20 protein-coding genes are annotated in these 23,465 nt (G+C 60.0%); 13 read left to right on the forward strand and 7 right to left on the reverse strand.

Annotated elements, in window-relative coordinates:
* Positions 1–112: 112 nt before the first annotated feature.
* Positions 113–718, reverse strand: coding sequence for a flavin reductase family protein (locus ACRZ95_RS07400; protein ID WP_170377900.1), 606 nt, complete (start codon positions 716–718; stop codon positions 113–115).
* A 72-nt stretch (positions 719–790) separates the two neighbouring features.
* Between ACRZ95_RS07400 and ACRZ95_RS07405 the strand changes: the two genes are divergently transcribed.
* The 5 genes from ACRZ95_RS07405 to ACRZ95_RS07425 all read left to right on the forward strand — a co-directional run bounded on the left by ACRZ95_RS07405 (position 791) and on the right by ACRZ95_RS07425 (position 3,835).
* Positions 791–1,285, forward strand: a complete 495-nt coding sequence (locus ACRZ95_RS07405; RefSeq protein WP_170471917.1) for a GNAT family N-acetyltransferase — start codon at positions 791–793, stop codon at positions 1,283–1,285.
* Between the two features lie 53 nt (positions 1,286–1,338).
* The gene (locus ACRZ95_RS07410) at positions 1,339–2,082 is read left to right on the forward strand and encodes an EcsC family protein (protein WP_170677083.1); all 744 of its coding nucleotides are present in this window, start codon (positions 1,339–1,341) and stop codon (positions 2,080–2,082) included.
* A gap of 121 nt (positions 2,083–2,203) precedes the next feature.
* Positions 2,204–2,665: an NUDIX hydrolase gene (locus tag ACRZ95_RS07415; protein ID WP_170677085.1), complete on the forward strand. Its 462-nt coding sequence runs from the start codon at positions 2,204–2,206 to the stop codon at positions 2,663–2,665.
* Between the two features lie 72 nt (positions 2,666–2,737).
* On the forward strand, positions 2,738–3,193 hold the full coding sequence (locus ACRZ95_RS07420; protein ID WP_170471911.1) for a DUF1178 family protein: 456 nt from the start codon (positions 2,738–2,740) through the stop codon (positions 3,191–3,193).
* Positions 3,194–3,196: 3 nt separating this feature from the next.
* Positions 3,197–3,835 carry an SDR family oxidoreductase gene (locus tag ACRZ95_RS07425; RefSeq protein WP_170677086.1) on the forward strand — a complete coding sequence of 213 codons (639 nt, stop codon included), beginning with the start codon at positions 3,197–3,199 and terminating at the stop codon, positions 3,833–3,835.
* Here the strand turns inward: ACRZ95_RS07425 and ACRZ95_RS07430 are convergent.
* The gene (locus tag ACRZ95_RS07430) at positions 3,829–4,185 is read right to left on the reverse strand and encodes a hypothetical protein (protein WP_170377907.1); all 357 of its coding nucleotides are present in this window, start codon (positions 4,183–4,185) and stop codon (positions 3,829–3,831) included. The genes ACRZ95_RS07425 and ACRZ95_RS07430 overlap by 7 nt on opposite strands.
* A gap of 165 nt (positions 4,186–4,350) precedes the next feature.
* On the opposite strand from ACRZ95_RS07430, the gene ACRZ95_RS07435 reads away from it, so the two are divergent.
* The 6 genes from ACRZ95_RS07435 to ACRZ95_RS07460 all read left to right on the forward strand — a co-directional run bounded on the left by ACRZ95_RS07435 (position 4,351) and on the right by ACRZ95_RS07460 (position 13,172).
* Positions 4,351–5,589, forward strand: coding sequence for an aspartate kinase (locus ACRZ95_RS07435; protein ID WP_170377908.1), 1,239 nt, complete (start codon positions 4,351–4,353; stop codon positions 5,587–5,589).
* Between the two features lie 46 nt (positions 5,590–5,635).
* Complete coding sequence (gene ptsP, locus ACRZ95_RS07440) at positions 5,636–7,879, forward strand: phosphoenolpyruvate--protein phosphotransferase (RefSeq protein ID WP_170677088.1); 2,244 nt, start codon at positions 5,636–5,638, stop codon at positions 7,877–7,879.
* Between the two features lie 161 nt (positions 7,880–8,040).
* Positions 8,041–9,486 (forward strand): glucose-6-phosphate dehydrogenase, encoded by a 1,446-nt coding sequence (gene zwf, locus ACRZ95_RS07445; protein ID WP_170677090.1) that lies wholly within the window; start codon positions 8,041–8,043, stop codon positions 9,484–9,486.
* A 2-nt stretch (positions 9,487–9,488) separates the two neighbouring features.
* On the forward strand, positions 9,489–11,294 hold the full coding sequence (edd, locus tag ACRZ95_RS07450) for a phosphogluconate dehydratase (RefSeq protein ID WP_170677092.1): 1,806 nt from the start codon (positions 9,489–9,491) through the stop codon (positions 11,292–11,294).
* Between the two features lie 3 nt (positions 11,295–11,297).
* Positions 11,298–11,930, forward strand: a complete 633-nt coding sequence (locus tag ACRZ95_RS07455) for a bifunctional 4-hydroxy-2-oxoglutarate aldolase/2-dehydro-3-deoxy-phosphogluconate aldolase (RefSeq protein WP_170677093.1) — start codon at positions 11,298–11,300, stop codon at positions 11,928–11,930.
* Positions 11,931–11,981: 51 nt separating this feature from the next.
* Positions 11,982–13,172, forward strand: a complete 1,191-nt coding sequence (locus ACRZ95_RS07460) for an aminotransferase class V-fold PLP-dependent enzyme (RefSeq protein ID WP_170677094.1) — start codon at positions 11,982–11,984, stop codon at positions 13,170–13,172.
* 82 nt (positions 13,173–13,254) lie between these two features.
* Here the strand turns inward: ACRZ95_RS07460 and ACRZ95_RS07465 are convergent, their stop codons facing one another.
* Complete coding sequence (locus ACRZ95_RS07465; protein WP_170677095.1) at positions 13,255–14,364, reverse strand: pyridoxal phosphate-dependent aminotransferase; 1,110 nt, start codon at positions 14,362–14,364, stop codon at positions 13,255–13,257.
* Positions 14,365–14,489: 125 nt separating this feature from the next.
* On the opposite strand from ACRZ95_RS07465, the gene ACRZ95_RS07470 reads away from it, so the two are divergent.
* Positions 14,490–15,272: a crotonase/enoyl-CoA hydratase family protein gene (locus ACRZ95_RS07470; protein ID WP_170677096.1), complete on the forward strand. Its 783-nt coding sequence runs from the start codon at positions 14,490–14,492 to the stop codon at positions 15,270–15,272.
* On the opposite strand, the gene ACRZ95_RS07475 is transcribed toward ACRZ95_RS07470, so the two are convergent.
* From ACRZ95_RS07475 to ACRZ95_RS07485, 3 genes are all read right to left on the reverse strand, one after another.
* Complete coding sequence (locus tag ACRZ95_RS07475) at positions 15,273–15,605, reverse strand: DnaJ family domain-containing protein (RefSeq protein ID WP_170677097.1); 333 nt, start codon at positions 15,603–15,605, stop codon at positions 15,273–15,275.
* Positions 15,606–15,644: 39 nt separating this feature from the next.
* Positions 15,645–16,808, reverse strand: a complete 1,164-nt coding sequence (locus ACRZ95_RS07480) for a benzoate/H(+) symporter BenE family transporter (RefSeq protein WP_480554748.1) — start codon at positions 16,806–16,808, stop codon at positions 15,645–15,647.
* A 140-nt stretch (positions 16,809–16,948) separates the two neighbouring features.
* Positions 16,949–20,110, reverse strand: coding sequence for a valine--tRNA ligase (locus tag ACRZ95_RS07485; protein ID WP_170677098.1), 3,162 nt, complete (start codon positions 20,108–20,110; stop codon positions 16,949–16,951).
* A 589-nt stretch (positions 20,111–20,699) separates the two neighbouring features.
* Here ACRZ95_RS07485 and ACRZ95_RS07490 point away from each other — a divergent pair.
* The gene (locus ACRZ95_RS07490) at positions 20,700–21,776 is read left to right on the forward strand and encodes a DUF2235 domain-containing protein (RefSeq protein WP_170471890.1); all 1,077 of its coding nucleotides are present in this window, start codon (positions 20,700–20,702) and stop codon (positions 21,774–21,776) included.
* A gap of 1,095 nt (positions 21,777–22,871) precedes the next feature.
* Here the strand turns inward: ACRZ95_RS07490 and ACRZ95_RS07495 are convergent.
* Complete coding sequence (locus tag ACRZ95_RS07495) at positions 22,872–23,447, reverse strand: GcrA family cell cycle regulator (RefSeq protein WP_170377923.1); 576 nt, start codon at positions 23,445–23,447, stop codon at positions 22,872–22,874.
* Positions 23,448–23,465: the final 18 nt, after the last annotated feature.

Genomic DNA, 23,465 nt, shown 5'->3' on the forward strand with positions numbered 1-23,465 from the left:
GAGATATTTGTTGGCCAGATGAAAGAAGGATCCCTCTGCTTCATCTGGCCAGAAATATCTCGGGGGAGTCGCCCCGCAGGGCGGCGGGGGCAGCGCCCCTTAGGGGCAGGCCTCAATCATCAGGCCTGTTCAGTGAAAACAACTCGGTGACAACGGCATAGTCTCGGTAGCCAAGCCGCGCCAAAGGCTGGAAGGTTGTCACGTCGAATTTGCCATCCTTCAGGCAATCGTCACGCAGATGGACCCCGGTCACTTCGCCAAAGACAACGCGGTTCGCCTCACCGGGTAGAGTCGTGATCTCGGTCAGCTTGCATTCCAGCGCAGCGGGCGCATCTGCTACGCGTGAGCAGGCGATGGTTTCGCACTCGACCGCCGTCAGGCCTGCATGGGCAAATTCGTCGGTTTCCTTTGGCAGTCCGGCAGAACTGGCGTTCATCGCATCCCGGTGGGCAAAGGCTACGATGTTCACGCAGAATACGCCCGTTGCCTCAATATTGGCGATGCTATCCTTGCCGCCGTCCTGATCGTGCTTGGTTCCTGTTGTGGCAAACATCACCTGTGGCGGGGTGTAGGCAACCCCGTTGAAGAATGAGTAGGGGGCCAGGTTGTTGATCCCATTTGCGTCGCGCGACGAAATCCATCCGATGGGGCGCGGGGTGATGATGGCGTTGAACGGGTTGTGCGGCAGGCCGTGGCCGTCTTCGGGGCGATAGAACATATGGTCTCCAAGCGTTTGCCCAAGGCGTAACGAAGTGCTAGGGCGATTGCCAGCTAGGAAAAGAGGGCAGGCGTGCAGCACTTCGCGATCAGGCCGGAAGAGCCGCAGGATTGGTGGGAGGTCGAGGCCCTCTATGATCTGTGCTTTGCGCCGGGGCGCGAGGCGCTTTCCTCTTACCGTTTGCGCGATGATGTGCCTCCGGTAGCCGGTTTGTCTTTGGTTGCCCGCGATGGGCAGGGAATTCTGGCCGGAGCGATCCGGTTCTGGCCGATCCACGTTGGCGATCATGACGCCTTGCTGTTGGGACCTGTCGCGGTTCATCCAACGCATCAAGGCGAGGGGCTTGGCGGTTACCTTATCAACTCCGGCGTTGAAACGGGACGGGAAATGGGTTGGGATCGTGTCATGCTGGTAGGCGACGCGCCATATTACGCCCGGTTCGGTTTCACGCCATTGACGGGGGTTGAGATGCCGCCGCCGACCAACCCAGAGCGTGTTTTGGGCATGGCTCTGAGCCCCGGAAAGTGGGACAATATTACCGGAGCCGTAACCCGCTGGACGCGCTGAGCTATTGAAACACCGCGCCTAAATTCCGATCTTTCAAGGAACGGAGGGTTCGGATGCAGGATGTTATACTGATCGACAGTGTTGACGCGGATGCGGAATTGGATCGCTTGGCGAAACACTACCGCTCGGCCGGTGGGGCGGGTGTAAAACTGCTCAACGCTTTGGGCGGCTCGGCGGAATCCCTGCTGGACCAACTGCCCGAACCCTTGCGCGACGGCTTGACCGGAGCGACCGAACAAGCCCTTTGGATGGCAATGCAGGCGGCACAAGGCTCGCGGCAGGTCGTGCCCGATCAGGCCCCTTGGGTGAACACTGCCGTGACGACGGCGATGGGCGCTGCGGGCGGATTGGGTGGCCTGTCTACCGCTTTGGTCGAGTTGCCGGCGACCACGGCCATGCTGTTGCGCTCAATCCAGGGCGCGGCAGCGCGCGAAGGCTTTGACCCGGCTGAAGAAAACGTGAAATTCGACTGTGCTCGGGTGTTGGCGGCAGCGGGTCCCTTGTCGCACGATGACGGAGCGGATCTGGGGTTCTTTTCCGTGCGCCTGACGCTGACAGGCCCCGCGATGAAGAAACTGATTGCGGCTGTGGCGCCAAAGCTCTCGGTTGTGTTGGGGCAGAAACTGGCGGCGCAATCCGTACCGGTTCTGGGGGCGCTTGCTGGGGGTGGCGCGAACTACATCTACACCCGGTATTACCAGCAGATCGCGCATGTTCACTTTGGTTTGCGCCGGTTGGCGATGGACGCAGATATCTCGCACGATGTTCTGGTTCGCAGGCTGAGTGCGCGTATGTAGCGGTTAAATTTGGTCGCTGCCGCATCATGTGGTATACTGACTTTAACAAGCCGCGATACAAGAGCTTAATAGAAGACGCGGTATACAGGCACTGATCTGATGCGAAAGTGAGTGCGGCGCGATGAAAGTTTCTCGGGCGTCCAGTCTAGACCTAAATGTGGGGCGGGTTCCGGTCCTGCCTCAGGCAGCAGCTGTGTGCTATCGCCTGTCGCGGGGTCGTCCTGAAGTTCTTTTGATCACCTCCCGCAAGGCGCAGCGCTGGATCATCCCGAAGGGGTGGTTGATTGATGGTTTAAGCGCATCGGAAACTGCGGCTCAGGAGGCTTGGGAAGAGGCGGGTGTGATTGGCACATGTGTTCCGTTCAAGCTTGGTCAGTTCTCGATGGCCAAAACCTGCGCCAAGCGTGGACCGGTTCTGTGCGCGGTGGATGTCTACCCGCTGCATGTGGATCAGGTTCAGAATCAGTTTCCCGAGACAGGGCAGCGGAAACGCAAATGGTGTACGCTTCAAAAGGCCGCATCGAAAGTCAACTCGCCCGATCTTGCCGCTATTTTGCGCAAGTTTGCGCCCCGGATACACTAAACTTAATACTGAGAGACTTGATATTGGAGTTTCGGTCGGTATCTATTCGCCAACCGACATTTTGGACGGACCATGATTCAATACGCGTTGAAGTGCAGCAAGGGCCATAGTTTCGACAGCTGGTTCCAATCTGCCGAAGCATACGACAAGCTGGCAGCCTCGGGCATGGTGACATGCGCGGTATGTGGATGTGCGCATGTTGAAAAGGCGATCATGACTCCGCGTGTCCGGCCTGCGCGGGATGCGCAGAAAACGGCGCAAATGCCAAAACCGTCGTCAGATGATATCAACGTGACCAGCACCCCTACTGAAGTTGAACGTGTCTTGGCCGAACTACGCCGCAAGGTCGAAGAAAACTCTGACTATGTGGGCCATGACTTCGCTTCGGAGGCGCGCAAGATGCATCTGGGCGAAGCACCCGAGCGCTCGATCTATGGCGAAGTGAAGCCGGATGAGGCGAAATCCTTGATCGAAGACGGGGTGCCGGTTGCGCCACTGCCCTTTATTCCCAGCAGAAAGACAAACTGACACATGCATATCGTGATTACCGGAGCCAATCGGGGAATTGGACGGGCTCTGGCAGAGCGGTATCGCGCGCAGGGTCGTGAGGTTACGGGAACTGCGCGGGATGGCAGTGCCGAAGTTCAATTAGACGTAGCCGATCCGGCGCATCAAGCGGCCATGGCTGACCAGCTAAAAGGGCAGCCCGTCGACCTGTTGATTTGCAATGCGGGCGTTTATCTGGACAAAGGTCACAGCATTGATGACTACCCCGCCGAGATGTGGGCGCAGAGTTTTGCCGCCAATGTCACTGGCGTTTTCCTGACTGTGCAGTCCCTATTGCCCAATCTGCGGGCGGCTGGCGGACGGATTGCGATCATGTCGTCTCAGATGGCCTCGCACACCCGCGCGCCAGGCGGCAGCTATATCTACCGCGCCTCCAAGGCGGCGGCGTTGAATTTGGGGCGTAATCTGGCGGCCGACTTGAAGGCGGATGGCATTGCAGTGGGCATTTATCACCCCGGTTGGGTGAAGACCGACATGGGTGGCTCAGCGGCGGACATCCAAGTGGATCAGGCCGTCGCTGGCCTGATGGAGCGTTTCGATGCGCTGTCGCTGGACAACACAGGTTGTTTCGAAACCTACGACGGGAAGCCTCACGCCTACTGAGTGTTCAGCGCGGCCTTGGGCAGTTCATACACTTCGCCGGGTTCGATGAAAATCACCATGATGTCGCCCCGAACTTCATGGTTGATCGGTGAGGGCGAGCTGCTGGAATCTGGAATGCCATCGGTAAAGTAAATTCTGCGAACATCACCGCCGGGCAACATCACGGCCAATGTTGCGGTGCCATCATCGCGGCGGCGCAGTTCGGCATTGCAGCTTTGCAGCGGATCTCCGGCTCTGCCGGCGCAGGGAACCGTACCCAGCGCGTTCTGTCCATCGGTGCCAGCCACGCTGGCTTGCTGGGACAGGGCGGGGGATGCGATTACGGCAAGGACGGTTGCGAAACGAAGCATGAATAACCTCTTGGAATTGCTTTAGCGCTAGGCTGACATTGCGTTTTCGGAAAGTAAAGCGGCCCCTTGACGCAATATCTGTTATGCAGCGCCCCTTGCTCTTGGTGTCCCCCTCGCATATGAGGCTCGGGACTTTAAATCCAAGGCGCGGAGACACTTGCCCCCATGCCCGTACTCGTGATGAAATTCGGTGGCACATCGGTTGCCAATCTTGACCGCATCCGCCGCGCGGCAAAGCGCATCGGCGTTGAGGTGGCAAAGGGCTATGACGTCATCGTCATCGTCTCGGCAATGTCCGGCAAAACCAACGAATTGGTGGGGTGGGTTAACGAGACCTCGCCGCTGTTCGACGCCCGCGAGTATGATGCTGTGGTGTCGTCGGGCGAAAACGTCACCGCCGGCCTGATGGCGCTGACGTTGCAGGAGATGGAAATTCCGGCGCGCAGCTGGCAGGGCTGGCAGGTGCCGCTGCTGACCAATGGCGCGCATTCCTCGGCCCGGATCGAGGAAATTCCGACCGACAACCTGAACCAAAAGTTCGGCGAAGGCATGAGGGTGGCCGTGGTTGCCGGTTTCCAGGGTATCAGCCCCGAAGGCCGGATCACGACGCTGGGCCGTGGCGGTTCGGACACGACCGCTGTTGCCTTTGCTGCCGCGTTTGAGGCCGAGCGCTGCGATATCTACACGGACGTCGATGGCGTCTACACGACCGACCCGCGCATCTGCGAAAAGGCGCGCAAGCTGGATCGGATTTCGTTCGAGGAAATGCTCGAACTGGCGTCGCTGGGCGCGAAAGTGCTGCAAACCCGCTCGGTCGAGCTGGCGATGCGCTATAAGGTGAAACTGCGCGTTCTTTCAAGTTTCGAAGAACAATCCGACGAGGCCGGTACACTGGTCTGCGACGAGGAGGATATCATGGAATCCAATGTTGTGGCCGGTGTGGCCTATTCCCGCGACGAAGCCAAGATGACCGTCGTTTCCGTGGCCGACCGCCCCGGCATCGCCTCGATCATCTTCACCGCGCTCAGCGATGAGGGCGTGAATGTGGATATGATCGTCCAGAACATCTCGGATGAGGGGCGCACGGATATGACCTTCTCGTGCCCAACCGATCAGGTTGCGCGCGCCGAAAAAGCGCTGCTGGCGATCAAGGATGCGGGTGAGCTGAACTATGCCGAGCTGGTGGCCGACGAAGACGTCTGCAAGGTTTCGGTTGTGGGCATCGGCATGCGCTCGCAATCGGGTGTTGCGGCCAAGATGTTCAAGGTTCTCTCGGATGAGGGGATCAACATCAAGGTCATTACAACCTCCGAGATCAAAATTTCCGTCCTTGTCGACAGGAAATACATGGAACTTGCTGTTCAGGCACTGCATGATGCCTTTGAACTGGACAAGGCGGCCTAAGCTCATCGGCCAAAGGTTTCGCCTGACGCACTAATTGGGTTGGGCCATGGCGGACGGTACGGAAACAGAATCCCGCAAGCTGCTGGTTCGGCTGCGCGAGGAAATGGCGAGCGAGGCGGCCGGTCAGGAGCGTCTCGACCGCATCACGCAGCTGATTGCGGACAGCATTCGCTGCGAGGTCTGCTCGATCTATCTGTTCCGTGACGAAGAAACCCTTGAGCTTTGCGCGACTGAAGGTCTCTCGCCCGAGGCGGTTCACCAGACCCGGATGCGTCTGGGCGAAGGTCTTGTGGGCCGCGTGGCCAAATCTGGCAAGGTCGTGAATACGGCGGATGCGCCCGCAGCCAAAGGGTTCCGGTTCATGCCGGAAACGGGCGAAGAGCGTTTTTCCTCATTCCTCGGCGTGCCGGTACAGCGGCTCGGTCAGAAACTGGGCGTTCTGGTGGTGCAGTCCCGTGACGCGCGTGAATTCTCCGCCGATGAGATCTATGCGCTGGAAGTGGTGGCGATGGTTCTGGCTGAGATGGCCGAACTGGGTGCCTTTGTCGGTGAAGGCGCGGCCCTGTCTCCCTTGCACCAGCAATCTGTGCAATTGACCGGCGGTCCGGCGCAGGAAGGGTCTGCCGAAGGGCATGTCTGGCTGCACGAGCCGCGCGTTGTCGTGACCAACCCGATTGCCGAAGACCCGCACCGCGAAAGCGAGCGGTTGAATGAGGCGGTCGAGGAGCTGCGTGTCGGCGTCGACAAGATGCTCGAAGTCTCACAGAACGGTGACAAAGAGCAACTAAAAGTTCTGGAAGCTTACCGTATGTTCGCCAATTCCAAGGGCTGGATGCGGAGGATGGAGGAAGACATCGCCCTCGGTCTCAGCGCCGAGGCCGCGGTGGAGAAAGAGCAGTCGCAAGCACGCGCCCGTATGGGGCAGGTGACCGATCCCTATTTGCGGGAACGGCTAGCGGATCTGGATGACCTCAGCAATCGCTTGCTGCGTATCCTGACGGGTCAGGGCAAGACCGACAGTGCCGATCTACCACCTGATCCGATCCTCATCGCCCGCAACATCGGCCCCGGAGACCTTTTGGAATATGGCCGGTCCCTGAAGGGGATCGTGCTCGAGGAGGGCTCGGTCGGCAGCCACGCCACGATTGTTGCCCGCGCATTGGCGATCCCTTTGGTCGTGCATGTCGGGCGGATCACGACCGAGGCTCTGAATGGCGACCACATTCTGGTCGATGGGGATAACGGCGTTGTCCATCTGCGTCCCGAAGACTCGGTGGTCAGCGCGTTTCGCGACAAGATCGCGATGCAGGCCAAGGCGCAGGAACGCTATGCCTCGATCCGGGAGACGCCGACGGTTACGCAGGATGGCGCGCGGATCAACATGGCGATGAACGCAGGCCTGATGGCCGATCTGCCCTCGCTCGGGAACTCGGGCGCGGAAGGGGTTGGTTTGTTCCGGACCGAGCTGCAATTCCTGATCCGTAACCAGATGCCGAAACGGTCTGAGCTGGTGACCCAATACCAGCGGGTTCTGGACGCGGCCGGAGAAAAACGCGTTGTGTTCCGGACCCTCGATATCGGGTCGGACAAGGTTCTGCCCTACATGAAGCACGTGGCCGAACCGAACCCTGCGCTGGGCTGGCGTGCGATCCGTGTTGGTCTGGACAAGCGCGGCGTAATGCGGATGCAGCTGCAGGCCCTGTTGCGCGCCGCCAATGGCCGCCCACTGACCATCATGTTCCCCTTCGTTGCGCAGGCCGAGGAGTTCCGCGAGGCCCGATGGGAGGTCAACAAAACCATCGAGCGTGAAAAGCGTCTTGGCCATATCCTGCCGGAAACGCTCGAAGTGGGGGCGATGCTGGAAACGCCGTCGCTGGCGTTCTCACCGCAAAAGTTCTTTGATGAGGTGGATTTCATCTCGATCGGGGGCAACGACCTGAAACAGTTCTTCTTTGCCGCCGACCGTGAAAACGAGCTGGTGCGCCGTCGATATGACACGTTGAACGTCAGTTTCCTCAGCTTCATCGAACGCATCGTGGAACGCTGCAACATCTCGGATACGCCGCTGAGTTTCTGTGGCGAGGACGCCGGTCGCCCGGTTGAGGCGCTGTGTCTGGCTGCGATGGGGATCCGCACCTTGTCCATGCGCCCGGCTTCGATCGGACCGGTCAAAAGCCTTTTGCTGAGATCGAACCTGCAGGAAGTCCGCAAGATCATCGCGGATGCGCGTCATCGTGGTGAGCAATCCGTGCGCCCGGCGGTAATGGAGTGGTTGCGGTCGCAATCGTGACCCATCAGTCGGCCTATTGGGGATTCCGGGCTTGATTTTTATTTCAAGGTTCCGTATCCAACCGTGGAAATGTTAGCGATAACATTCAGGGCCGCACCAGCGACCCCCATCGCGACTGAGGTTCTGCTTCTTGAGGCAGGAAGCATAAAAGGAAGCTGATCATGGTTTCACGCGTCATCCCGGTAGACCCGTTCGACCTCGTGCTGTTTGGCGCGACGGGCGATCTGGCACAGCGCAAGATCTTGCCGGGGCTGTATCACCGGTTTGAAATGGGTCAGATGCCGGAAGGCGCGCGGATCATCGGGACCGCCCGATCCGACATGGACAGTGACGGGTTTCGGGACCAGTTGCGCGCGTCGATGGACAAATTCGCGCCGAGCTACGACAAGGACACTCTGGATCGATTTCTGACGCATGTTGACTATGTGCCGGTGGATGCGCTGGGCGATGCGGGCTGGTCCGATCTGGCCAAAGCCTTGCGGCCTGACGTGGTGCGGGCTTTTTATCTGTCAGTGGGTCCCAGCTTGTTCTCAGGCATTGCGCAGCGTTTGAACGATCACGGGCTTGCCACGCCTGATAGCCGGATCGTGGTGGAAAAGCCCTTCGGTCATGATCTGGCCTCGGCCAAGGCTTTGAACGAAGGTCTGCGCGCCTGTTTCGAAGAACACCAAATCTACCGGATCGACCACTATCTGGGTAAGGAAACCGTGCAGAACCTGATGGCGCTGCGCTTTGCCAATTCGCTGTTCGAGCCGCTGTGGAACGCGACCCATGTCGATCACGTGCAGATCACTGTGGCCGAGACTGTCGGTGTCGAGGGGCGCGGTGCATACTACGACCAATCCGGCGCGATGCGGGATATGATCCAGAACCATCTGGTGCAGCTTCTCTGTCTGACCGCGATGGAGCCGCCTTCGAAATTCGCGCCCAACGCGGTGCGGGATGAAAAGGTTAAGGTGATCGAAGCGCTGGAGCCGGTCGAGCCGAAGGATATCGCGCGCGGCCAATATCGCACAGACAAGGGGGGCGACGGTTACCTCGATCATGTCGGCGATCCTGCCAGCCGCACCGAAAGCTTCATTGCGTTGAAGGCTCATATCGGCAACTGGCGCTGGGCGGGCGTGCCGTTCTACCTGCGTACCGGTAAACGCCTGAGGGCACGCGAGTCCGAAATTGCTGTGTTCTTCCGCGACCCGCCGCATACGATTTTCCCCAATGTGGGGCCTCTGCACGGCAATGTGCTGGTGATCCGTCTGCAGCCGGACGAAGGCATCACGCTGCGCACCACGATCAAGGAACCGGGGCAGGGCGGGTTCCGTCTGTCCGACGTGGCGCTCGACATGAGCTTTGCCGATGCGCTGGGCGATGGCGCGCAATCGCCAGATGCCTATGAGCGCCTGATCATGGATGTGATCCGCGGCGATCAAACCCTGTTCATGCGCGGGGATGAGGCCGAGGCCGCCTGGGCCTGGGTTGATCCCATCATTCGCGGCTGGGAAGAGCGTGGCGACAAGCCCGCAAAATACGATCAGGGCAGTTCAGGGCCCGAAGAAGCATTGATGCTGATGCATCGCGATGGACGCCGCTGGCGTCAGATCGGAGGGTAGTCATGGTCAATACAGTTATTTCGGACGTCACCAAACGCATCATCGACCGCAGCGCCGACCTGCGCGGCCCGCATCTTGAGCGGATGGAACAGGCCAAATCCAAAGGCCCCGCCCGTGGGCATCTGTCCTGTAGCGGTCAGGCGCATGCTTATGCCGGTGCGGGTGAAGATCAGAACTCGATGGCGACCGGTACGGCTGGGAACCTTGGCATCGTCACCGCCTATAACGACATGCTCTCGGCCCACCAACCGTTCGAGCGGTATCCCGAGCTGATCCGTCAGGCGATCCGCTCGGCAGGTGGCACAGCGCAGGTCGCAGGCGGGGTTCCCGCCATGTGCGACGGCGTAACCCAAGGCGAGGCGGGGATGGAGCTGTCGCTGTTCTCGCGCGATGTGATCGCGCTGGCAACGGGCGTGGCTCTCAGCCACAACACCTATGACGCGGCTGTGTTTCTGGGGGTCTGCGACAAGATCGTGCCTGGACTGATCATCGGCGCGCAGGCCTTTGGCCATCTGCCGGCCGTCTTCCTGCCGGCTGGTCCGATGACCAGCGGTCTGCCCAACGACGAAAAGGCCAAGGTCCGCCAGCAATTCGCTGCCGGAGAGGTTGGTCGCGACGCCCTGATGAAGGCTGAAATGGCAGCTTACCATGGCCCCGGCACCTGTACTTTCTACGGCACCGCCAACACCAACCAGATGCTGATGGAGTTCATGGGCCTGCACCTGCCGGGCTCAAGTTTCGTCAATCCCAACACGCCTCTACGCGATGCCCTGACCGAGGAGGGCGCGCGCCGCGCCCTGTCTCTCAGCGCGTTGGGCAATCACTACACACCAGTTTGTCAGATCCTCGATGAACGCGCCTTCGTCAATGGTATCGTTGGCCTGATGGCCACGGGCGGTTCGACCAACCTGCTGATCCACCTGATCGCCATGGCGCGCGCAGGCGGTATCGTTCTGGATTGGGAGGATTTTTCCGACATCTCCGCAGTGGTCCCTCTGGTCGCGCGGGTCTATCCCAACGGTCTGGCCGATGTGAACCACTTCCACGCCGCTGGAGGCTTGGGCTTTACCATCAGCACGCTGTTGGACGATGGGTTGTTGCACCCCGACACACTGACCGTCGCGGGGCAGGGGCTTCACAACTACACCAAAGAACCCAAGCTGAAAGATGGCGAGTTGGTCTGGGAAGACGGCGCTGGTCACAGCCTGAATGAAAAGATTGTGCGCCCGGCCAAGGACCCGTTCCAGCCTACCGGTGGCCTTTCGCGCCTGACCGGAAATCTGGGCACGGGCGTCATGAAGGTCTCGGCCGTGGCACCCGAACATCAGGTGGTCGAAGCGCCCGTCCGTGTGTTCCACGACCAGAACGACGTCAAAGCCGCCTTCAAGGCCGGAGAATTCACCGATGATGTCATCGTCGTTGTTCGGTTCCAGGGCCCGAAGGCCAACGGCATGCCCGAGCTGCATTCGCTGACACCGATACTGTCGATCCTTCAGGGCAGAGGCCAAAAGGTCGCTCTGGTCACCGATGGCCGCATGTCTGGTGCGTCGGGCAAGGTTCCCGCCGCCATCCACGTCTGCCCCGAGGCGCTGGACGGTGGTGCCATCGGCTATCTGCAAGACGGTGATCTGCTGCGCGTCGATGCGGTCAAGGGTGAGCTTGAAATCCTCACACCCGGCGTCCTTGACCGCAGCCCAGCGACCGCTGATCTGTCTGCAAACCAGCACGGCGTCGGCCGCGACCTCTTCGGCGCGTTCCGCCAGAATGTCGGGTCCGCCGACACAGGTGCCAGCATTTTCGGAGTTTAACCCATGTCCAAAACCCAACGCACCCGCGAGATCTGCGCACTGGCCCCAATCGTTCCGGTACTGGTCGTGGATGACGCCGCCCACGCCCGCCCCTTGGCCGAGGCGCTGGTCGCAGGTGGTCTTCCTGCGCTCGAAGTCACCCTGCGCACCTCTGCCGCGCTGGACGTGATCCGCGCCATGGCCGCTGTGCCCGGAGGCGTCGTGGGCGCAGGCACGCTGGTCACTCCCGAAGACGTCCGCGCCGCCAAAGAGGCAGGTGCGCAGTTCGGGGTCTCACCCGGCGCGACCGACGCCCTGATCACCGCATGTGAAGCCGAAGGCCTGCCCCTTCTGCCCGGCGCGGCCACCGCGAGTGAGGCCATGGCCCTGCTGGAAAAGGGCTATGACATGCTGAAATTTTTCCCCGCCGAGGCCTCGGGCGGTGCACCGGCCCTGAAAGCCATAGGGGCGCCCCTGCCTCAGATCACTTTCTGCCCCACAGGCGGAGTATCGCCCTCAAATGCCCGCGACTACCTTTCGTTGTCCAACGTGGTCTGCGCCGGTGGCAGCTGGGTCGCGCCAAAGCAGATGGTTCAAGAGGGCGACTGGTCCGGGATCGAAGCGCTTGCACGTGAGGCGACCCTCCTGACGGATTGACGCCGCAAGGCGAAACGCTAGGGTAGGCCTCAAGTTAAGCAGGTTACCCTCATGAAAAACCAAACCTCCCTCGTGCATGGGCGCGAGTATCTGGCCATTCCCGGCCCTTCGGTGATGCCCGACGCGGTGCTGCAGGCTATGCATCGCCCGTCGCCTAATATCTACGATGGCGCGTTGATTGAGATGATGCCCGCGCTGACGCAGGACCTAAAGCGCGTGGCCCGTACCCAGCACGACGTCGCTATCTATATCGCCAACGGCCACGGCACGTGGGAGGCTGCGCTTTCGAATGTGATCGCCCCCGGAGAAACCGTTCTGGCCCCAGCCTCGGGTCGTTTCACCCATGGCTGGGCAGAGATGGCCGAGGGGATCGGCGCAAAGGTCGACCTGCTAGACTTCGGATTGTCTTCACCCTGGGATCTCGACCGTATCGCCGAGGCGCTGAACGCCGATAAAGAACACAAAATCAAAGCCGTACTTGCCGTCCACGTGGATACCTCCACCTCGATCCGGAATGACATTCCGGCCTTACGCGCTCTGCTGGATGACTTGAACCATCCCGCACTCCTGATGGCCGACTGTATCGCCTCAATGGGGTGCGACCGGTTCGAGATGGACGCGTGGGGCGTCGATGTCACAGTCACAGCCTGCCAGAAGGGCCTGATGACCCCGGCGGGCACCGGCTTTGTCTTCTTCAACGACAAAGCGCAGGCGAAACGCACTGCAATGCCCCGCGTTTCGCAATATTGGGATTGGCAACCGCGTGCCAACCCCGAGCTGTTTTATCAGTATTTCAACGGCACCGCGCCCACCCATCACCTCTACGGCCTGCGCGCCGCGCTGGACCTGATCCATGGCGAAGGGCTCGAAAACGTCTGGGCCCGCCATGAGCGTCTCGCCAAGGCCATCTGGGCCGCCTGCGATGTCTGGGCGCAAGGCGGAGCGCTTCATTTCAACGTCACCGACCCGACCCATCGCAGCCATGCGGTCACCGCCCTCCGCCTGACCGAGGGGCGTGGCACTCCGCTGCGCAACTACACCGAAAACCAGCTTGGTCTGACGCTGGGCATCGGCTTGGGAATGGAGGATTGGGACGGCTGCTTCCGCCTGGGCCATATGGGGCACGTCAACGCTCAGATGATCATGGCGATGCTAGGCGGCATGGAGACCGCCATGGCGGCACTTGATATCCCCCGCGGTCAAGGCGCGCTCGAAGCCGCCGCCGCCACATTGGCCACATAGCGCCGATCCGCCTCTTCATCTGGCTGAAAATATCCTCGGAGGGAATCGCGCCTTGGCGCGATTGGGGGGCAGACGCCCCCCCCTATACCGCGCGAGCTTGCGCCAAGGCCAAAGGCAGGGCCGCCTCTAAAGCCGCCAACTCTGGCTCTCCACCACAACTCACGCGAATACACCGGTTCTGCGGGGCCGCAAATGGCATTCGCACAAACACACCCTGTTCGACGAGAGAGGCCAGCACGGCCCTCGCAAATACCCCGTCACGCCCGCAGTCAATCGCAACGAAATTCGTGGCCGAAGGCAACGGGATCAAACCGTTGGCCTGCGCAATGCGTCCGATACGCTCCCGAGCCTCAGTGATCCGAGCCTGCACTTCTGACAGCCAGTCGCCATCCTCAAGTGCCGCCAGCGCTCCGGCTTGTGCAGCCCGGTTCATGCCGAAATGGTTGCGCACCTTGTTGAACGCCGCAATCAATTCGGGGGCACCGATGGCATAGCCCACCCGCGCGCCTGCCATTCCATACACTTTCGAAAACGTCCGCATCCGGATCACGCGCGGATCATCGGCGGCAACAGGCGCAGCAGTGCCGCCCGGCGCGCATTCGACATAGGCCTCGTCCAGAACCAGCAGGCATCCTGTGGGCAAAGCCTCCAGCGCGGCCACGATATCGGCGCCCGTATGCCAGCTTCCCATCGGGTTGTCGGGGTTGGCCAGATAGACCAGCTTGGCATCCACCTCTGCGGCCTTGGCAAACAAAGCGGTAGGATCTTCACGATCGTCGCGATAGGGAACCTTGTGCAACTCTCCTCCGAAGCCCGCTACATGGTAGTTAAAGGTGGGATAGGCCCCGTCAGAGGTCACAACCGCATCGCCCGGCCCGATTAACAGCCGCACCAGGTAGCCCAACAGCCCGTCAATGCCTTCGCCCACCACGATATTCTCGGGTGTAACCCCGTGATGTGCAGCCAACGCATGGCGCAGATCGTGATTCTCGGGATCACCATACATCCAGATCTCACTGGCGTCCCGTTGCATCGCTTCGATGGCACGGGGAGAGGGGCCAAATATGCTCTCATTCGCGCCAAGCCGTGCCTTGAAGGGGGCACCGCGTTGGCGCTCCTGCGTTTCCGGCCCCACAAACGGGACGGTTGCGGGGAGGGATTGGGCGAGCGATGTGTAGCGAGGTTTGGTCATAGGCGCAGATAAGCCCACCGTGCGGGTTGCTGCAAGCCCGAGCCTCGACATGCCTCAACGTCGCGGTGGAACTGCAAGCACATTCGGGGCAGTCTTGTAAAGACTGCAAATCAAGGAGGTCCGGAATGGCGCGCGTATCTGTCGAGTACAAGGATCACATCGCTCATGTCACGCTCACGCGCGGCGACAAGATGAATGCTCTGGACGAGGCGATGATCAAGGCGCTGCTGGCCGCTGGGCAAGAGGTTGCGGCCTCAGACGCCCGCGCCGTGGTCCTGTCGGGTGAGGGCAAAAGCTTCTGCGCCGGTCTCGACATGGCGAGTTTCGCGAAAATGGCCCATATGGACCCGACCGAATGGCTCATGAAACGCAGCCACGAGGACGCCAATGAGATGCAAGAACTGGCCCTGATCTGGCGGCGCATCCCTGTTCCTGTCATCTGCGCGATCCAAGGCGCGGCCTATGGGGGCGGCCTGCAGATCGCTCTGGGCGCGGATATCCGCATCGCCCACCCCGAGGCGAAGCTGGCAGTGATGGAGATGAAATGGGGCATCATCCCCGATATGGGCGGCATGGTTCTACTTCCGAAACTGGTCCGCTCAGACGTTTTGCGGCTGCTGACCTTTACCGCGCGCCCCATTGGGGCTGCACAGGCGGCCGACTGGGGCTTGGTCACCAAGCTGTCCGATGATCCACAGACCGAAGCACTGGCCTTGGCTGAAAACATCGCCTCGCAAAGCCCCTCAGCCATCCGCGCCGCCAAGCGCCTCATAGATTTCGCCGAAACCAATCCGCGCGCCGATGTGTTGCTGGCCGAGTCTTCGGAACAGGTGGATCTGATTGGAAAACCCGACCAGATGGAGGTCGTGATGGCGCAGATGCAAGGCCGAAAGCCCGAGTTCAAGTAATCACCGCATGAATGCGCGCCGCGCGTCTCGGGCCATGTTGTAGCGCATTTCGAGATCGGCGATCTTTGACATCGTGGCTCTACGGGTCTCAGGATCGGTCAGCTTGGCATACTCCTTGCGGACCTCGTCCAACTGTTTTTTGATGTCGAACTCCTCGGGAAGTACCCCGGCCTGCGCCATGATCCTATGACCGGCCGCAATGGCGGGGTCGCTTTGCGCTTCTCCAGAGCGATCAGGAAGAGGCGCACCTTCGCCCTGGAGACCCTGCAATTGACCTTCAGCCTGGGCCTTCTTGATCTGGCGTTCAACCAGTTTTCCAAGTGATCCGAACATGGGCGCAGGATAACTTTTTCAGTCGTGGGGAGAAAGGGATCATCGCAGTTTGGTGGTCAAGATGTAGGCGACGCCCCCAGCCATCAAGCCCCAGACCGCAGCGCCCAGACCGAACACCGTGATCCCAGAGGCGGTGATGGCGAAGGTCAGGATCGCGGCTTCGCGTTCAGCGGGTACTTCCAGTGCTGCGAAGGTGGCGTTGGCCATAACGCCAATCAGGGCCACGCCAGTCAGCGTACCCATCAGAAGCGGGTCGGCATGGGCGGCAAAGCCGGTGATCGCCACGGCGAAGATACCGAAGACGCAGTAGAAAACGCCCGCCATGATTGCCGACCAATAGCGCAAACTACGGTCCGGGTGGCTGTCTTCGTTCGAACACATCGCGGCAGTGATGGCCGCCAGACAGGTGGCGGGGGCTCCAAATGGGGCTGACAAAATACTTGCCCCTCCGACGGAGGAGAACAGCTTGCCGGGGGCGGGCGTGTAGCCAAAGCTGCGCATCACCGCGATGCCGGGTATGTTTTGGGTTGCCATTGTGACGACGAACAGCGGCAGGCCGATGCCGATAGCTGACGCAAGCGAGAATGAGGGCATCGTCCAGACAGGCGCGGCCAGATAGGCCTCGGGCCGGACGGACGCACCATCGGCGCTGAACACAACCATCAGCGCTGCTGCGACAACGGCTGCCGGAACAGCAAAAAGACGGTTGAGACGCCCGGCGATGAACCATGTCAGGATCACGGGCAGAGCCTGCCAGGGTAGCTCAACAGCCGCTTTGAACGGGACAATACACAGGGGCAAGAGCACTCCGCCGAGCATCGCCTGCGCCAGAGTGGTCGGAATCGCAGCGGCCAGACGTCCCAGGGGTTTCCAAAGCCCGGCCAAAATCGTCAAGGCTCCGGCGCAGAGGAAGGCTCCAATTGCGCCTGAGAAGCCTGCGACTGGGGTGGCTGAAACCGCCAGCAACGCCGCTCCGGGGGTAGACCAGGCCACGCTGATTGGTTGCCGGTAACGAAGGCTGAGAACAATCGCGGCCAGCCCCATTGCAATCGCAGCACTCATCAGGCCTGAGGCTGCTTGGCTTGGTGATGCGCCCATCGCAGCCAGCCCTTGCAGCACGATGGGAAATGAGCTGAAGAACCCGACAATGGCGACTACCAGTCCGGTTGAGACGGTCTGCATCGGAGGGAAAGGTCGTGCCATAGGGGCCTCGGAGGGTTGTTATTCCGAAGTGCTAACAAGCGCGGGCTGGCGCGAACAAGGGGAAAGCTCTGAAGGTAAAGAAAAACCTCACCACCGGTTCGGGTGATGAGGTCGGGATTTCCGTATTTGGAACAAGAATATCAGGCGAGTTCGGCCAGACGAGCGAGGGCTTCGTTCAATTTGGCCTCTTCTTCTTCGCGGGCGGCGAGGTTGGCTTTGGCTTCTTCCACCACCTCTTCCGGGGCCGAGGCCACGAATTTGGGGTTGTTCAGACGCCCCCGAAGACCGCCGAGTTCTTTGGCCAGTTTGCCCTTGGCTTTCTCCAACCGTTCCTTTTCGGCGCCGATGTCGATGATGTCCGCCAGAGGCAGGCCGAAGCTCGCGCCCGGAGCGGCAATCGAGATCGTGCCTTTGGGCAGCTCGTCGGCCTTGGTCAGACTATCGATCCGCGCCAGGCGCTTGATCAAGGCTTCGTTGCGGTCCCATGCGGCTTGGCCGTGATTGTCGATCTCGGTCACCAGCATCGGCACGTAGAGACCAGCAGGAACTCGCATCTGCGCGCGGGCCGAGCGGGTGTTTTCGATCACCGAGATCACCCAGTTCATTTCGCGATCCGCGTCGGCGTCGATCAAGTCGGCAGCGGCGTAGGTCGGCCAGTTGGCGTGGACAACCATCTTGGGCCGCGTGCCGGTCAGCGCCCAAAGCTCTTCGGTGATGAATGGCATGATCGGGTGCAGCAGGACCATGCACTGATCCAAAACCCAGCGCATGGTGGCGCGGGTCTCGGCCCGTGCCTCTGTGTCGTCGCCTTGTAGTAGGGGTTTCGACAGTTCTACGTACCAATCGCAGACCTTGCCCCAGACAAAGGCATAAAGCCCGTTGGCAGCATCGTTGAAACGATAGCTTTCCAGCGCCGCATCGACCTCTTCCCGCACGCGGGCAGTTTCGCCGATGATCCAGCGGTTCACGGCGGCTTTGGGTTTCAGGTCGGCCACGTCGAGTTGCGGGACAGCGTCGGTGAAGACCTCGTTCATCTCGGCAAAGCGGACGGCGTTCCACAGCTTGGTGCCGAAGTTCCGGTAGCCGGTGATGCGTTCGCGGGACAGTTTCAGCACACCGCCAATCGCCGCCATCGAGGCGTTGGTGAACCGCAGCGCGTCGGCACCGAATTCGTCCACGATCTCCAGCGGGTCGATGACGTTGCCGGTGGTCTTGGACATCTTCTTGCCCTTCTCGTCGCGAACGAGCTGGTGCAGATAGACGGTGTGGAACGGGATCTGATCGACCACGGCCAGTTGCATCATCATCATCCGGGCGACCCAGAAGAACAGGATGTCGAAGCCGGTGATCAGAACGTCCGTCGGGAAGTAGCGCTCCAGTTCCTCGGTCTGTTCAGGCCAGCCCAGCGTGCCGATGGGCCAAAGGCCGGAGGAAAACCAAGTGTCGAGTACGTCCGGATCGCGCCAAACCGGGTAGACTAGCTTGGTCGGGTCTTGTTCGACCGCGTATTGAGCAAGGCTTTCAGCGAACTGATGGATCGCTTCCTGCTTGTCGGCGACTTCGACAACCGTCGCATGGCTCAGCGGGCTGGGGATGTTTGCGTTGTCATCGAGGAATTTCTCGGTGACAGCTTCAAGGCTCGCAGCGCATTCCATGACATTGCCACGATGCAACATGCCGCCTTCGTTCAGCAAACGGCCCAATTCGACCAGATCAAGGTCACCGTCGTTTTCATCGTCATTGAAGTTCTCAGCCGAGAGATCGAGGCCATACCAAACCGGAATCTGATGCCCCCACCACAGCTGGCGCGAAATGCACCAGGGCTCGATGTTTTCCAACCAGTGGTAATAGGTTTTCTCGCCCGACTCGGGAATGATTTTGACCGTGCCGTCCTTTACCGCATCCAGCGCGGGGCCGACAACTTTTGCAGCGTCGACAAACCACTGGTCGGTGAACATCGGCTCGATGACCACTTTGGAGCGGTCGCCAAACGGCTGCATGATCGGTTTGCTCTCGACCAGCGGGACCAGCTTGTCCGCGCCCTCATGATCGGGCTTCAGAGCGGTTGAACCCAGACGCGGATCGTCCGCGCGGGTCATCACGGCTAGACCGTCGGCGGTGATCTCCTCAACGACCTTCGCGCGCGCCTCGAACCGATCTAGGCCGCGCAGGTGGTCAGGGATCAGGTTGATCGCGTCGATCTCGTTCTCGGTGAAATCCTTACCACGCGCGTATTCCTGCGCCTTGTCCGCTTCTTCCGCGTAAGGCGCACCATCGGCCCGCATCGCGCCTTTGGTGTCCATCAGGCGGTACATCGGGATGCCGCCGCGCTTGGCGACCATGTTGTCGTTGAAGTCATGCGCGCCGGTGATCTTCACCGCGCCCGAGCCGAAATCGGGGTCCGGATACTCATCGGTGATGATTGGAATTTGCCGGCGATGCTCTTTCGGACCAACCGGGATTTCGCAGAGCTTGCCTACGATGGGCGCATACCGCTCATCCGAGGGATGAACCGCGACCGCGCCGTCGCCCAGCATGGTCTCAGGTCGGGTCGTGGCGATCGAGATATAGTCGCGCTCTTCCTCAAGCACGATTTTCCCGTCCTCGTCCTTCTCGACATAGGTGTAGGTCTCGCCCCCGGCCAGCGGGTATTTGAAGTGCCACATGTGGCCCGCGACTTCGATATTCTCTACTTCGAGGTCCGAGATCGCGGTCTCGAAATGCGGGTCCCAGTTGACTAGGCGCTTGCCACGATAGATCAGGCCCTTTTCGTACATATCGACGAAAACCTTGATCACGGCATCGTGGAAGTTGGCCGAGTTCTCATGCCCTGTGCGCGGATCGCCTGCTGCCCCGGCCATCGTAAAGGCGTTGCGTGACCAGTCGCAGGAGGAGCCGAGACGCTTCAGCTGCTCGATGATCGTGCCGCCGTATTCGCCTTTCCATTCCCAGACTTTCTCAAGGAATTTCTCGCGGCCCAACTCGCGCCGACCCGGCTGCTGCGTGGCGGCCAACATCTTTTCAACTTGCATCTGAGTGGCGATGCCCGCGTGGTCCTGACCGGGCTGCCAGAGCGTGTCGAAGCCACGCATCCGGTGCCAACGGATCAGGATGTCCTGCAGCGTGTTGTTGAACGCATGGCCCACGTGCAAAGCACCGGTCACGTTGGGCGGCGGGATCATAATGGTAAAGCTCTCGTCACGCGACTTATTCGCGCCTGCCTTGAAGGCTCCGGCCTGTTCCCAGGCCTCGTAGATGCGGGCCTCGGCCTCGGCCGCGTTGAATGTCTTTTCCATCGCCATGGGGTGCGTCCTGCGTCATCAATCTTGGGTTAATGCGTGCAATAGCGAAAGGATGGCAAAAGGGGAAGGCTTTGCACTCAAATCCACAAGGCATTCAGTCCGCCTTAACCGTGAAGCAGGCCACAGACAGCCACTGGGTTGTTCAGCTACACTTGTAGCGTGCAGTCACGAGACGGTGCGACCCGATAAGATGCGGCTTCACTGCTCATTTCGTGATCTGTCGTCAGACGGTTTCGGGAATTTTGCAATGCGTTTGAGCTTTCGTAATATATTCAGACATATGGTGGCTGTAACGATGAGGTCACGCATGCCGCACGCCTTAGTCATGATGATGCCCAAATGCCCGCTTAGGCTTGCAGCTATGCTTCAACGTCTCACGGTTTCGTTGGATCTCTTGTCCGGCATGCTGATGATACCCATCCTTGAGTATACCTCGCCTCTACCGGCGCGCGGGCAAGTGATGGGCCGGCGGTCGAACGGAGGCGGGATATGGACGCATGGGCCTCAGTTGCCGATGCACCGTGAAGGCCAGGGCGGCGCAATGCTGAGACGCGCGCGCACCCTCGAAGAGTACAGGAGTGGCTGAGATATGATTCTGTCACGGTTAAGCAGAAAGGTACTTGGATGGCTCGGGCGGCCCTTACGCTCTGAGCATTCCGCCGAAGCGCTGCACCGTGAGCCGATCAGCCATGTTGTCATTCTGGACGGAACAATGTCGACGCTGGAACCCGGCCTCGAAACCCATGCCGGGCAGACGTTTCGCCTGTGTCAGGAAATGGGGCCTCAGGTTTCCGTGTTTTATGAGGCCGGCGTCCAGTGGGAAAGCTGGAAGTCTTCACTGGACGTGATGATGGGGCGGGGGATCAATCGGCAGATCCGTCGGGCCTATGGCTATCTGGCCTCGCGTTACAAACCCGGAGACCGGATTTACTTCATAGGGTATTCGCGTGGGGCCTACGGTGTTCGTAGCCTTGCGGGTGTGATCGACATGATCGGCCTGCTGAAGGCGGAACACGCGACCGAGCGGAACATCAAGCAGGCCTACCGCCACTATGAATGCAACCCGAGTGGCACGGCGGCCCGCGATTTCCGCCGCAAATTTTGCCATGAGGATGTGGCAATTGAGATGGTCGGGGTGTGGGACACGGTCAAAGCGCTTGGTCTGCGCCTACCGCTGCTATGGCGTTGGGCCGAGGAAAAGCACGCCTTCCACAATCATCAACTCGGCCGCGCAATACGCCACGGATATCACGCGATGGCCCTGAATGAGACCCGCGAGGTCTATGAACCTGTCCTGTGGAGATGCACACCAGAGTTCAAAGGCCATGTTGAACAGGTCTGGTTCCGGGGCACCCATGGCGATGTGGGTGGTCAGTTGAACGGCTATGAAGAAGCACGCGCCCTCAGCAACATCTCTCTCATCTGGATGCTGGACAAGGCCGAGCGGCATGGGCTGCCGCTGCCGGAGGGATGGCGCGCTCGTTTTCCGACCAATGCTCAGGGGGCGTCGGTTGGAACGTGGCGCGGGTGGGGCAAGATTTTTCTTCTGCGCAAAAGACGGATAGTGGGCAAGGACCAGTCCGAACACCTCCACGCCTCGGTCGCGCCGGAGGATGTGCCTGGGTGGCAACCTGAACCAGACCTACCATCCCATCCGGCGCAGTAAAATGCCGATCATGTGCCCGCGGCTCCAAGATCACTGACACTTCAATGTCAGGTTCGAACCCTTTCTAGCTAATGCCACAATGCACGAAGGTTCGGTGTTCGACTCGGAAAGTAGACATGATGAGACTAACCTTGGTTTGCCCAAGGTTTGTAGCACAAGACTTTCCGACCGTTTTGACGATAAACATCACTTCGTCGTTTAGGTTGGACGCGGATGGCAGGGAATAGAGAAGCTGTCGTTACCCTACGCTACAAATATGGTACGAAGGTAGACAGACAAAAGTTATGGAGCAAGCAAGGTGTTTGCAGGATCGGTCTTGGGTTTCGTCTTTTCGATCTGCGCATTTTGTGAAATCGGGTACGGCCATCTTGTGGCGGAAGTTGAAAGAACACAGTCAACGCCGTTTTTAGATGACGTAATAATTTCTCAATTCTCTACTTCGAACGGCTACAAGCCCCAGGTGCCCAATTTATCCGGGAAATGGTATGCGACCCTTCGATGTAGTTTTGGGTCTGGTCGTTATATCTACTATTTTGAGCAAACGCGAAACGGTAGGCTTTCCGGTAAATCACGGGGTGTGAGCTTCGGCGTTAAAAACATAACGGGCTTTTTGGTAACCGGAAGCTTTTCCGCCACAAGTTTCGAGTTTTTTGAGCAAGTCAGCGAAGGTTATTTCTTAGAGGTGTCAGGTTCGACCCGGTTGGCGGGAGGGTACATTTTCGCCACTTACAAGAACACGAGGACTGACAATGAATGTAGTTTGCGAATGAAGAAGATGAGAGATCAAAGACTCATAGAACACTGATGCATGCCTACAATAGCTGTGTAATTCTAGCTGCGATCAGCCGACCTCTGCAGGCTGGGCCTGTTAAATCGACGCAACCATTTGCACCGCCGCAACGAACAGCAACTTCGTCCGCACATCCGACGTCCCGGTCTAAAACACCCTCGCAAAGAGCTGCGAGGGTGTTTTTCTCGTAAGCGCCCGTTACGCCTAGCGTTGTTTTGGCTTCGCAACACTTCCGAAAAGAGGCTCGGAGAAACCGCGCGCCCTTCCCTCATTCCAGAATAGAAATATGGTTCTGGCGTTCCCAATCACCGACGGCGGTCGCGGCGCGAGCTCATAGGTTGGAAGGCCACGCCCACATGCGCCTCGCAATAGGGCTTGCCTGCTTCAACCGGCAGGCCGCAGAACCAAAAATCCTCGGTTGCGGGGTCGCCTACGGGCCATTTGCAGGTCTTTTCGGTCAGCTCCATCAGCGTCAGCTTCTTGGCTTTCTTCTCAACCTCGTTGACCTTGGCCAGCGCCTCGGGGCTGATCTCATTCGCCGAAGGCTGCGGCGGCAGAGGTTGACCCGCCGGGATGATCTGACGGCGAGCGGGAACGGCAGGTTTCGCCTCGGCTGCCGGGGCAGGAGCGGGGCGTGCGGGTTCGGTCTTTGGTGCGGGCTTTGGTTTCGCCTCGGCCTTGGGCGCGGGGGCCGGTTTTTCCTTGGGCTCGGCCTTGGCGGGCGTTGCACCGGTTGCGCGGTTGGACAGGCCCAGACGGTGGACCTTGCCGATCACCGCATTGCGGGTCACGCCGCCCAGTTCCTTGGCGATCTGGCTGGCCGACTGGCCCTCGCCCCACATTTTCTTCAGCAGTTCTACGCGCTCGTCAGTCCAGGACATCGGTTGCCTTTCAAAAGC

This window comes from Ruegeria sp. AI3 (assembly GCF_056541245.1).

Coding starts and splice junctions, on each gene's coding strand:
- ACRZ95_RS07480 (WP_480554748.1), bottom strand. CDS start 16,808: ATGGCACGACCTTTCCCTCCGATGCAGACCGTCTCAACCGGACTGGTA.
- ACRZ95_RS07465 (WP_170677095.1), bottom strand. CDS start 14,364: ATGACCAAACCTCGCTACACATCGCTCGCCCAATCCCTCCCCGCAACC.
- ACRZ95_RS07425 (WP_170677086.1), top strand. CDS start 3,197: ATGCATATCGTGATTACCGGAGCCAATCGGGGAATTGGACGGGCTCTG.
- ACRZ95_RS07410 (WP_170677083.1), top strand. CDS start 1,339: ATGCAGGATGTTATACTGATCGACAGTGTTGACGCGGATGCGGAATTG.
- ACRZ95_RS07490 (WP_170471890.1), top strand. CDS start 20,700: ATGATTCTGTCACGGTTAAGCAGAAAGGTACTTGGATGGCTCGGGCGG.
- ACRZ95_RS07455 (WP_170677093.1), top strand. CDS start 11,298: ATGTCCAAAACCCAACGCACCCGCGAGATCTGCGCACTGGCCCCAATC.
- zwf (WP_170677090.1), top strand. CDS start 8,041: ATGGTTTCACGCGTCATCCCGGTAGACCCGTTCGACCTCGTGCTGTTT.
- ACRZ95_RS07415 (WP_170677085.1), top strand. CDS start 2,204: ATGAAAGTTTCTCGGGCGTCCAGTCTAGACCTAAATGTGGGGCGGGTT.
- ACRZ95_RS07400 (WP_170377900.1), bottom strand. CDS start 718: ATGTTCTATCGCCCCGAAGACGGCCACGGCCTGCCGCACAACCCGTTC.
- edd (WP_170677092.1), top strand. CDS start 9,489: ATGGTCAATACAGTTATTTCGGACGTCACCAAACGCATCATCGACCGC.
- ACRZ95_RS07485 (WP_170677098.1), bottom strand. CDS start 20,110: ATGGCGATGGAAAAGACATTCAACGCGGCCGAGGCCGAGGCCCGCATC.
- ACRZ95_RS07460 (WP_170677094.1), top strand. CDS start 11,982: ATGAAAAACCAAACCTCCCTCGTGCATGGGCGCGAGTATCTGGCCATT.
- ACRZ95_RS07495 (WP_170377923.1), bottom strand. CDS start 23,447: ATGTCCTGGACTGACGAGCGCGTAGAACTGCTGAAGAAAATGTGGGGC.
- ACRZ95_RS07430 (WP_170377907.1), bottom strand. CDS start 4,185: ATGCTTCGTTTCGCAACCGTCCTTGCCGTAATCGCATCCCCCGCCCTG.
- ACRZ95_RS07420 (WP_170471911.1), top strand. CDS start 2,738: ATGATTCAATACGCGTTGAAGTGCAGCAAGGGCCATAGTTTCGACAGC.
- ACRZ95_RS07470 (WP_170677096.1), top strand. CDS start 14,490: ATGGCGCGCGTATCTGTCGAGTACAAGGATCACATCGCTCATGTCACG.
- ACRZ95_RS07475 (WP_170677097.1), bottom strand. CDS start 15,605: ATGTTCGGATCACTTGGAAAACTGGTTGAACGCCAGATCAAGAAGGCC.
- ACRZ95_RS07435 (WP_170377908.1), top strand. CDS start 4,351: ATGCCCGTACTCGTGATGAAATTCGGTGGCACATCGGTTGCCAATCTT.
- ptsP (WP_170677088.1), top strand. CDS start 5,636: ATGGCGGACGGTACGGAAACAGAATCCCGCAAGCTGCTGGTTCGGCTG.